Source organism: Pseudoalteromonas sp. Z1A2, assembly GCF_011378755.1.
GTDB lineage: Bacteria > Pseudomonadota > Gammaproteobacteria > Enterobacterales > Alteromonadaceae > Pseudoalteromonas > Pseudoalteromonas distincta.
Map to the genome: position 1 here is coordinate 1 of NZ_WTKX01000051.1, position 9,929 is coordinate 9,929.

9 protein-coding genes and 3 tRNA genes are annotated in these 9,929 nt (G+C 40.1%); 4 read left to right on the plus strand and 8 right to left on the minus strand.

The window, feature by feature from the left end:
- Window positions 1–128 precede the first annotated feature (128 nt).
- The 5 genes from GQR47_RS19825 to nudE all read right to left on the minus strand — a co-directional run bounded on the left by GQR47_RS19825 (window position 129) and on the right by nudE (window position 2,006).
- A tRNA-Met gene (locus GQR47_RS19825) sits at window positions 129–205 on the minus strand.
- Between the two features lie 62 nt (window positions 206–267).
- Window positions 268–344, minus strand: a tRNA-Met gene (locus GQR47_RS19830).
- A gap of 80 nt (window positions 345–424) precedes the next feature.
- Window positions 425–501 (minus strand) — tRNA-Met (locus GQR47_RS19835).
- Window positions 502–637: 136 nt separating this feature from the next.
- A complete protein-coding gene (cysQ, locus tag GQR47_RS19840) occupies window positions 638–1,441 on the minus strand; it encodes a 3'(2'),5'-bisphosphate nucleotidase CysQ (protein ID WP_002963016.1) in 804 nt (267 codons plus the stop codon).
- The gene (gene nudE, locus GQR47_RS19845; protein WP_154903622.1) at window positions 1,434–2,006 is read right to left on the minus strand and encodes an ADP compounds hydrolase NudE; all 573 of its coding nucleotides are present in this window, start codon (window positions 2,004–2,006) and stop codon (window positions 1,434–1,436) included. Before nudE ends, cysQ begins: the two co-directional genes overlap by 8 nt.
- 61 nt (window positions 2,007–2,067) lie before the next feature.
- On the opposite strand from nudE, the gene yrfG reads away from it, so the two are divergent.
- Entirely contained in the window at window positions 2,068–2,715 is a 648-nt protein-coding gene (gene yrfG / locus GQR47_RS19850; RefSeq protein WP_165724387.1) for a GMP/IMP nucleotidase, read from the plus strand.
- A 15-nt stretch (window positions 2,716–2,730) separates the two neighbouring features.
- On the opposite strand, the gene GQR47_RS19855 is transcribed toward yrfG, so the two are convergent.
- From GQR47_RS19855 to GQR47_RS19865, 3 genes are all read right to left on the minus strand, one after another.
- On the minus strand, window positions 2,731–3,354 hold the full coding sequence (locus GQR47_RS19855; protein ID WP_024596421.1) for a dUTP diphosphatase: 624 nt from the start codon (window positions 3,352–3,354) through the stop codon (window positions 2,731–2,733).
- An 80-nt stretch (window positions 3,355–3,434) separates the two neighbouring features.
- Window positions 3,435–3,803 carry a YacL family protein gene (locus tag GQR47_RS19860; RefSeq protein ID WP_165724389.1) on the minus strand — a complete coding sequence of 123 codons (369 nt, stop codon included), beginning with the start codon at window positions 3,801–3,803 and terminating at the stop codon, window positions 3,435–3,437.
- Window positions 3,804–3,919: 116 nt separating this feature from the next.
- On the minus strand, window positions 3,920–4,144 hold the full coding sequence (locus tag GQR47_RS19865) for a hypothetical protein (RefSeq protein WP_002963009.1): 225 nt from the start codon (window positions 4,142–4,144) through the stop codon (window positions 3,920–3,922).
- Window positions 4,145–4,447: 303 nt separating this feature from the next.
- Between GQR47_RS19865 and uvrD the strand changes: the two genes are divergently transcribed.
- From uvrD to GQR47_RS19880, 3 genes are all read left to right on the plus strand, one after another.
- Window positions 4,448–6,613 (plus strand): DNA helicase II, encoded by a 2,166-nt coding sequence (gene uvrD / locus GQR47_RS19870; RefSeq protein ID WP_024596422.1) that lies wholly within the window; start codon window positions 4,448–4,450, stop codon window positions 6,611–6,613.
- Window positions 6,591–8,660 carry a GNAT family N-acetyltransferase gene (locus GQR47_RS19875; RefSeq protein ID WP_024596423.1) on the plus strand — a complete coding sequence of 690 codons (2,070 nt, stop codon included), beginning with the start codon at window positions 6,591–6,593 and terminating at the stop codon, window positions 8,658–8,660. Before uvrD ends, GQR47_RS19875 begins: the two co-directional genes overlap by 23 nt.
- 103 nt (window positions 8,661–8,763) lie before the next feature.
- On the plus strand, window positions 8,764–9,612 hold the full coding sequence (locus tag GQR47_RS19880; RefSeq protein WP_165724390.1) for a chemotaxis protein: 849 nt from the start codon (window positions 8,764–8,766) through the stop codon (window positions 9,610–9,612).
- Window positions 9,613–9,929: the final 317 nt, after the last annotated feature.

Consider the following 9,929-nt stretch of genomic DNA (forward strand, 5'->3'; position numbering starts at 1 on the left):
GTTGCGGGAGCCTGAACTTATAAAAGGTGAACCGACGACCTTCGGGTTATGAGCCACAATATACACACCAAATTTTAGACATAAAAAAACACGCTTTAAGCGTGCCGTTTCATTCTTATTTATCTCAGTGGTTGCGGGAGCCGGATTTGAACCGACGACCTTCGGGTTATGAGCCCGACGAGCTACCAGACTGCTCCATCCCGCGCCTGAAATTTGTAGACTTGTTTAAAGTTGCTTACATTACAACTTGGCTTCCAATTAAAGAATTGGTTGCGGGAGCCGGATTTGAACCGACGACCTTCGGGTTATGAGCCCGACGAGCTACCAGACTGCTCCATCCCGCGCCTGTATATTTTAAGTCTATCGACTACTTTATTTTATCTCTTAAGTTAGAGTTTACAGTAACCTCAATCCCTAAGGAAATTGGTTGCGGGAGCCGGATTTGAACCGACGACCTTCGGGTTATGAGCCCGACGAGCTACCAGACTGCTCCATCCCGCGCCTGTAATTTCTTTAAAGCATTTTCGTAATATTTACGTGCCTGCCTTGAAGAGAGCGCTACTATATAGGAATAAACATTTAATGCAAGACCTAAACTAATTAAAGTTGTTCAACCGAACAAAAAGCAATCAAATTACTACTCTGCGCTCAATCTTTGATGTGGATTAATCATTTTTTGCCATTCCCAGTCGGGATGTCCCATTACTATAAAGTCAGGGTTCTCAGTACTCTCGCGTTGGTTGTACGTTAGCGGGTTAAATTCTGCATCGGTAATACAACCACCGGCTTCTTCAACAATAACTTGTGAAGCACCTGTATCCCACTCTCCCGTTGGACCAATTCTTAAAAAACAATCTGCTTTGCCCTCTGCAACAGTACAGGCTTTTAAAGAACACGAACCAATAGCAATCGTTGTAAACTGACTATTTAAATACTGACTCACCGCTTCTATTTTTTGGCGGCGGCTCACTGCAAGCGTCAAGCTCTCTGGCGGCGCTACAGATATTTGCTTATCAATTGAGTTTTCACGTTTAAAGGCACCATTTTTAGCTGTAGCAAAATAAGTCACACCTTTTGCAGGCCAATGAATAACGCCAAGCACAGGGTGATTATTTTCAATCAATGCAATGTTTACTGCAAAGTCGCCACTTTCTAAAATAAATTCGCCTGTACCATCCATCGGATCGAGCAACCAATAACGCTGCCAATCTTGTCTGTCGGCGAGTGCTGGTATAGGTGTTTCTTCCGACATAATTGGGATATCGGGTGCAAGTGCTTTTAATCCAGCAACAAGTACGTCATTTGCTGCTAGATCAGCTTTGGTAACAGGCGTATTATCTGATTTCTCTTGTTGGCCAATATCGCCTTTTTTATAAATGGCCATAATTGCATCGCCAGCACGCTCAGCTAATTCAATGCACGGTTCGATTAATTTATTCATCGGCAGCTCCAGACGCTAAATACTTATCTAATAATAGCAAAGCTGCAACACTGCGTGCTTCGGTAAAATCTTCTTGGTCTAATAATGACTGCCACTGAGTTAATGGCCACTTAACAACAACTAGCGGCTCTGGTTCGTCACCAATAAGGGTTTGAGGGTATAATTGCTTAGCAAATAAAATATGCATTGTGGCATTAAAGTAACTCGGCGCCATTGTTACTGTTCTTAATGGTTTAAAATACTCAGCGCCAAAGCCAATTTCTTCTTTAAGTTCTCTGTTAGCAGCTTGCTCTGGGGTTTCGCCCGGATCGATTAAGCCTTTAGGAAAACCTAACTGGTAATTGTTTGTGCCCGCACAGTATTCACGTACAAGTAGTAACTCATTATCTGCACTTAACGGAACAATCATCACTGCTCCCCGGCCACCGCCGCGAATTCGCTCATACTGGCGCTCTTCGTTATTAGAAAACTTTAACTCTAAAGACTCCACAGTAAACAGGCGACTTTTAGCAACAACATTGTTACTGAGGATTTGTGGTGGTGTTGGGTGCTTTTTCTGTGTCATTGGCGTTAATTTGCTATCATGGCAGTTAGTTCAATAATAAACCTTATAAGTTGAAATTCCTATGTTAAATTGGTCAAAAATCGATACCGTTTTGCTCGACATGGATGGAACATTACTCGATTTACATTACGACAGTCATTTTTGGCTTAACGTTATCCCTGCGCAACACGCATTAGCTAGAGGCATTAGCCTAGATGCAGCTAAAGCAGATATTTTAAAACGCTATCAAGCTGTGAGCGGTCAAATACAGTGGTATTGTTTAGATTATTGGGAGCAGCAATTAAACTTGCCTATAATGGAGCTTAAACGAGAGTCTCAGCATTTAATTAAAATGCGCGAAGACGTACCTCATTTTTTAACCGAGCTTAAAAAAGCAGGCAAAGAGTTAATTTTACTTACCAACGCCCACCCTGAGAGTGTCATGCTGAAATTTGAGCATACAGCGATTGATAACTACCTAGATGGTGTAGTGTCTACTCATGAATATGGAGTAAGTAAAGAGCAGCAAAGTTTGTGGCACCAAGTACAAAAAGACTTAGGGTTTAATAAGCAGCGCACTTTGTTTGTAGATGACAGTGTGCCGGTATTAAATGCCGCACGAGAATACGGCATCGAGCACTTACTTGCAGTTGCTAACCCTGATAGCCAACAACCACATAACGAAATAGCCGATTACCTGAGTGTTACCGACTATCGTAAGATTATTTAACTCAGTTTACGTGGGCTAGATTTTTGGGTAACGCGCTTCAAGGCCTTGGTACACTAACTTTGCAAAATCTGCATGTTCTGTATCAAGGCTTTTAACTACTTCAACTAAATGCTCGTTATCTTCTTGCCCGTTCCACTCTTTAATGTAGCTACCGTCTTTGTAGCCATGATCTTGACGGAAAAAGTTTAACGTGTTTTTACCTACGTAGCCGCGATATAAATCATCAATATCCATACCCATTTGCGCCATACAGCCGGCAAAGGCAGCGGCATTAAACGTTTTATCTGCAACGGCGGAAGCCGCTAATATTTCTAGCGTTTGTTTAAAGTCATCCGCTTGTTGAGCATTACTAAGCTCAGTTTCAAGTTGCTTTGCTAAGTCTTCGTAGCTAGTTTTGCCGTCAATTCTAAGCGATAGACCAAAATGAAAAATATCAACCAACTCTAAAATAACTTGTTCAGTATCTGGTGTTTGTTTTTTCCACCATTTCCAACCATGATGATCCAGCATTTCAGCGCACTCAACCCAAATAGCGCGGTACCATTCGAACCCTTGAGTAAACCATTGCTCATGTACTTTAGTGTTCATGGCGTTTTGCATTTCTAGCATAACTACTAGCTTGTTTAAATTGGCAGACATATTCATTCCTGTCGTTTTTGATTAGTGTAATAGTACAGATAAAGGAAGCTTAACGCATCAGCACTATCTTAATATGTAGTTTACTTTGAGCCGCTAAATTCAGCCCATGAATCAATTAAATCAATGAAATCTTCAAAGCCACAACCACTACTTAAACCATTTTCTTCAAGCGCTAAATCGTCATCTTGATACGCCATTAGGTCTTCGCTGTCTTGATGAAGCGCATGGGCTTCAAATAATGCTTCGTCTTTGGTTAATATTAAATCTATTTCTTGGCCTTTTAGCGTTAACGGCTCATAGCTTGAGCTCACCGATGCAATAAGCGCTTGCACCATAGCTACTTTGTCTTTGCCTATTTCTTCGTTTAGCCAGCGACCAATAATAGCGTGTTCACTACTTATTTTAATACGTAGCCCACTAATAGGGTCGCGAATAAATTGATACTCCATAGGATTTGCCTGTAAATCTTTAATTGCGTAATTATATACGTAAACGCCCGCAAACCACAGGATATATAAAGTAAAATAGCGCCACAAGGGCGCTATTTTATTCAACTTTAAAGCAGTTAACTTCGCGATCTATAACGCGCTGCGTCAATAATCGACCATAAGTAAATAATAGGCACTAGTACAAAACCTACAAGCACATAAATTAGTGCGTAACTTATTATAATAGCGAGTGCAAAAAATATAGCCGCTAAAATACGCCCTTGCACTAACTGCCCTAAACCAGGAAAAAATATATTACATAATGCTGCGATTACGTTACCGCCAGAACCTTGATCTGCCATACTAACCTCTGTATTTATTTGATTTTATAATTATTTACTTACACACTCTATGCCAATTTATTAAAGCTTACAAATCAAATAGTTAAATTAGTCTAGATTTAGAGAGTTAGTAAATTTTGCTAACTTTAGGTCAAATTAGCAATTTTTATTGTGCGTTTACGCTTTTTTGTTTGTTCAAAAAATTATCAAGTTACTCGTTTTTAAGGCTATTTTATAAATAGCTGTTTATAAAAACAGTATTTTATTTAGCCTAACAAAAACACCTGTTATACTGCCCACAATATTGATTAAAAAGGCGTAACGATGGACGTTTCACAATTACTCGATGGCTTAAATGACAAACAACGCGATGCCGTTGCAGCCCCACTACAAAACATGCTGGTATTAGCAGGTGCTGGGTCTGGTAAAACACGAGTGTTAGTTCATCGTATTGCGTGGCTTATGCAAGTTGAGCAAGCATCTGCTTACAGTATTTTTGCCGTAACCTTTACTAATAAAGCGGCTAAAGAAATGCGCAGCCGCGTTGAAGAAACACTAAAAGCCCCTGTAGGTGGTATGTGGATTGGTACGTTCCATGGTTTGTCGCATCGTATTTTACGTGCTCATCACCGTGAAGCTAACTTACCAGAAGCCTTTCAAATTTTAGACTCTGACGATCAACTTCGGATGATCAAGCGCTTATTAAAATCGATGAATATCGATGATAAAAAATGGCCCGCCAAACAATTTGGCTGGTACATCAGCGCTAAAAAAGATGAAGCACTTCGCCCTAAAGATATTCAAGCATACGATATTAACGAGCAAATGATGCTGCGTGTTTACGCCGCCTACCAAGAGGCCTGTGATAGAGCAGGCCTAGTAGATTTTGCCGAAATATTACTACGCAGCTACGAAGTGTTAAAAAATAACCCAACGTTACTGCGTCATTATCAGCAACGCTTTGCACATATGCTCGTAGACGAGTTCCAAGATACAAATACCATCCAATATGCATGGTTAAAGTTACTTGCAGGCGATACAAGCAGTATCATGATTGTAGGCGACGATGACCAAAGTATTTACGGTTGGCGCGGTGCTAAAATCGAAAATATTAAACGATTTTTAACTGACTTTAGCGCAGAAACCATTCGTCTTGAACAAAACTACCGTTCAACTGCAACTATTTTGAAAGCGTCTAATGCATTAATTCAAAATAACTCAGAGCGTATGGGTAAAAGCTTATGGACCGACGGTAACGATGGCGAGCCAATTTCTATTTATGCAGCATTTAATGAATTAGACGAAGCACGCTTTGTAAGTAGCAAACTACGAAGCTGGTTAAATGCAGGGAATGCCCTACAAGATGCAGCAATTTTATACCGTAGTAACGCGCAATCTCGTGTACTCGAGGAAGCCATGCTACAAGAAGGCTTAAAATACCGTATTTATGGTGGTATGCGATTCTTCGAACGACAAGAAATTAAAGATGCGTTGTCGTACTTACGCCTAGTAGGTAATCGTCAAGACGATGCCGCGTTTGAGCGTGTAATTAATACGCCAGCACGCGGTATTGGCGACAAAACATTGAGCCATATACGCGACTGTGCACGAGCAGAATCGTTACCGCTTTGGTATGCCGCAAAAGCAATTGTAGAACAACAGCATTTATCTGGTCGTGCTTCGGGTGCAGTAAGTAAGTTTGTAGAACTCGTTGAACAAATAGAAGATAAAATTAGCGATCTAACTTTGCATGAGCAAGCCAAGTACACAATTCAAACCTCAGGCTTGATGGCAATGTACCAAGCTGAAAAAGGTGAAAAAGGCCGTGCTCGCGTAGAAAACTTAGAAGAGCTAATTAGCGCATGTGACCAGTACGAACTTCCTGAAGACGAAGAATACAGCTCGCCTTTACAAGGCTTTTTAGCCCATACGTCACTTGAGTCAGGTGAAGGACAAGCAGAAGAACACGAAGACGCCGTACAAATGATGACGCTTCACTCAGCTAAAGGCTTAGAGTTTCCGCTAGTGTTTATGGTAGGCGTAGAAGAAGGCATGTTCCCTTCTCAGCAAAGCAACGAAGAGTCGGGTCGCTTAGAAGAAGAGCGCCGCCTTTGTTATGTAGGCATGACACGAGCAATGGATAAGTTATACATTAGCCATGCTGAGAGTCGCCGTTTATACGGGCAAGAGAAATACCATAGCCCATCTCGCTTTTTACGCGAAATCCCTGAAGACTGCGTAGAAGAAATTCGTATTAAAACACAGGTTTCTCGTCCACCTGCCGCCGGGCGTTTTAGCGCATCAGTTAGCCATGCAGCATTTGAAGACAGTGGCTTTAACTTAGGGCAACGAGTTTTGCATGCTAAGTTTGGTGTTGGTACCGTACTTAATTACGAAGGCAGTGGCGCGCAATCTCGCGTACAAGTTAACTTTGACGACCTTGGTAGCAAATGGTTAGTAACGGCTTATGCACGATTACAAGCGGTATAAAACACACCTAAATGAATTAAAACAACAACTAGCTGGCGCGTATCATCGCCAGCTAGTATTAATTACTGGCAGCTCAGCTTGGTGTTGTGAATTACTTAACTCATTAATAGATGAAAACAATACACTTGTTGTATCCAAGCAGTGCGCGATTAAAAATTCGTACTGGCCTACTCGCACACACCAAATTTTAGGGCAAGAATTTGCCCATGCTGTTTACGATGGTTTTAGTGGTTTGCACCCTGATAAACTTGCAGCACTTGCCGGCACCGTTAAAGCAGGCGGTATACTGTTTTTATTACTACCTGAATTAGATGATTTAGCCTCTTGGCAAGATCCCGCATTAAGCACAGTGCAATCACATGGTCACACCATTGACTGTAGTTTATTTAATCAACGTTTCGCGACTATTATTAAACCGTCGCCCGCTTTTCACTTTAGTGAAAAAAATGGCTGTATTAGTAATAACGCTAGCTATGTAATGCATAATAAAATTGATTATGAGCCACAGCAAAACTGTATTGAGCAAATAGTAAAAGTAGCTAACGGCCGTGCCAACAGGCCTTTACTCATTAATGCCGATAGAGGCAGAGGTAAGTCGGCAGCACTTGGCTTAGCCGCGGCAAAACTAACTGATAAAAAAGTAATTATTTGCAGCACTCAGTTTAAAGCGACCCATAGCAGCTTTAAACATTTAGCCCAAGAGTTAAGCCTGCAATACAACGCTGAACATAAACAGCTCGCCAACTTGCACTACGTTGCACCTGACGCGTTATTAAACACACTACCTGAGTGCGATTTACTACTCGTTGATGAAGCTGCAGCAATCCCTGTTCCGTTATTACTAAAAATGCTAGCTCATTATCCTCGTATAGTCTTTGCAAGCACTCTAGTTGGATATGAAGGAAATGGTAGGGGTTATACCATTCGCTTTAGTAACTATATAAAAGCGCACTATAAAGCCTCTAAAGTTGTAACGCTTGATGAGCCACTGCGTTTTGCTAAATACGATCCCCTCGAGAAGCACATTCGCACCTTGCTTGCACTCGATGCAGAATATATAGAGTTAAGTAGTGATCAATTAGAGCAGCCAGTTCATAGCGAAATAACTCAGCAATCCCTTGTAAACAATGAATCTTTACTGCAGCAAGTTATTGCCCTACTTGCACTGGCTCACTATCAAAGTAGTGTCAACGACTTACGCCAACTACTAGACGCACCATCGCAAAGACTATTTATTAGCAAAATTAATAATCAATTAGTTGGCGTATGCTTAATCGCCATAGAAGGTGGTTTAAGTGAAGAACTTGCCCTACAGGTTATAAGTGGAGAGCGCCGTCCGCAAGGACATTTAATGGCGCAAGCACTCTCACAACTTAGCTTTAATAATGACTGTTTAACGAAACTGAGCGCTCGCGTTGTACGAATAGCGATTGATCCGAGTTCCCACAATATAGGACTTGGTAAAAAGTTACTTAGTTATTGCGAATCACAGGTAAAAAGCCAATGTAGTTGGCTTGGTGCAAGCTTTGGCGCAACGGCGCAGTTACTTAATTTTTGGCAAAACCTAGGATTTGATACTGTAAAATTAGGTTATCAACGCGATAAAAGCACCGCTGAACATTCGGCGCTTGTAGTTAAATGCTTAAGCGACAAAAGTACAATTCTTCACCCCCTAAAAAAGCAGTTTAAAATCGATTTCTTTTATGCTCTTTTAACACACTTTAAAACACTAGATTGGCAACTCGTGAATATAATAATTGAAGGATTTAGCGACGAGTTAATAAGCCTAGAGACTCACGAGCGATTAGCGCTGCTCACTAAAAGTAACTTCACTCAATTTAGTATCTCTGCAACTCTTTGGCAGTTACTGAGCCAGTCACCTTCTTATATATCTCAATTAACAGAGTCTGATAAACAACTTTTAATAAAGTTAGTACTTCAAAATGAAAGTAATGAAAAAGTGATTCAACACTTAGGATTATTAGGAAAAAAACAGCTTGAGAATCAATTTAAACGTGCCATAAAAAACCTCACTAGCACCATCTAATAATTTCTAGTTGCCCTATCTCTGTTAAATTTTATCCATCTTTAAGCTATTTATTTAATTTGTTCTATCCTTAAAGCATTAATAGGTAAATTAAGATAAAGGCATGGAATTAATAAACTTTAAAGTGGGCTGCAAAACAATTTCGCTAAAAATACTCGATATTTTATTAACTGAGCGCTTTGACAATAATCTAACAACTTTACCAAACAATAATAAAAGCTTTATTGGTGTTAAAGATTATATGGATACACCAACACCTGTTTTTGATTTAGGTATTATTTTAAATAATATCTCAACCGAACAAAATAATGCGCATGTACTAAAACAACTAAGAATATGGCAAGACAAACTATTAAACTGGTTTAATACCCTTCATAGTAACTTATTAAATAGCTCGGCTTCTATTTCAAATAATGACGCCGAACTACAAGATTTTGTTTTGTTTTACAAAGAATTCAACACCGACAATGAAGACTTAAAATTAACAATGTCTCGGCTTGACGAGCCCTTCCAATCATTACTAGAAACAGCGAAAGCAGCCATAGCAGCCCATAATCAAAGTGATGATAAACACACATCAGCTCTGCTCGACAAAATTAAGCGCAGTAGTCTAATTCAGCTTGAGCGTTTATTTGAATCCGCTAAAGAGCAAATAACCTTAGACTATAAACCTATTATTGTTTTCACCACCAAAGATGGATTAAATCCACATGTTGGTTTATTAGTAGATAAGGTTGAAGATAATATCGACTATAAAAAAGAAGACATAAAGCCACTGGATAAGCTCACTGAGGTTGGTTTTGATCTAGACCCACAAACTAAAAATATGATGCTAGGATTAATCAAGCTCCCCCAAAAGCATAGTGTATTAATTGATCCAAGCGTAATATTTAAACCAGCTCAACTAGAAGAATCTGAAAGTGAAGAAACCCAAGCTTACGGACTATTTTAAATAGCCTTTAGATTTGGCTATAAACTTTAGTACTTAAGTAATGAGCTATTAAGTTCGAGTTATGACTGCAGGACCTCGAGTAAGTAATGTTCGCTATTCCCTTATATTTAAATTTTCCAGAATATCGTGGTTCCCACAGCGGTGGAGAGTCACAGTGAAATGCTACACACTCTTTGCGTCGGGAGTCGCTACGATCGCCCGACCTACGTGATGGGTGTTGATGTGAGTGTGTGTTAATTGCGCGTATTTTACTTTTCTGCAGACGTAAAAAAGCCCGACTATTTCTAGTCGGGCTCTCTACAATTTGAAGCCTGGTA

Bases quoted from the DNA above. Each gene is read 5' to 3' on its own strand.
- GQR47_RS19855 (WP_024596421.1), bottom strand. From the start codon at position 3,354: ATGTCTGCCAATTTAAACAAGCTAGTAGTTATGCTAGAAATGCAAAAC.
- GQR47_RS19875 (WP_024596423.1), top strand. From the start codon at position 6,591: ATGCACGATTACAAGCGGTATAAAACACACCTAAATGAATTAAAACAA.
- GQR47_RS19860 (WP_165724389.1), bottom strand. From the start codon at position 3,803: ATGGAGTATCAATTTATTCGCGACCCTATTAGTGGGCTACGTATTAAA.
- GQR47_RS19880 (WP_165724390.1), top strand. From the start codon at position 8,764: ATGGAATTAATAAACTTTAAAGTGGGCTGCAAAACAATTTCGCTAAAA.
- cysQ (WP_002963016.1), bottom strand. From the start codon at position 1,441: ATGAATAAATTAATCGAACCGTGCATTGAATTAGCTGAGCGTGCTGGC.
- yrfG (WP_165724387.1), top strand. From the start codon at position 2,068: ATGTTAAATTGGTCAAAAATCGATACCGTTTTGCTCGACATGGATGGA.
- nudE (WP_154903622.1), bottom strand. From the start codon at position 2,006: ATGACACAGAAAAAGCACCCAACACCACCACAAATCCTCAGTAACAAT.
- GQR47_RS19865 (WP_002963009.1), bottom strand. From the start codon at position 4,144: ATGGCAGATCAAGGTTCTGGCGGTAACGTAATCGCAGCATTATGTAAT.
- uvrD (WP_024596422.1), top strand. From the start codon at position 4,448: ATGGACGTTTCACAATTACTCGATGGCTTAAATGACAAACAACGCGAT.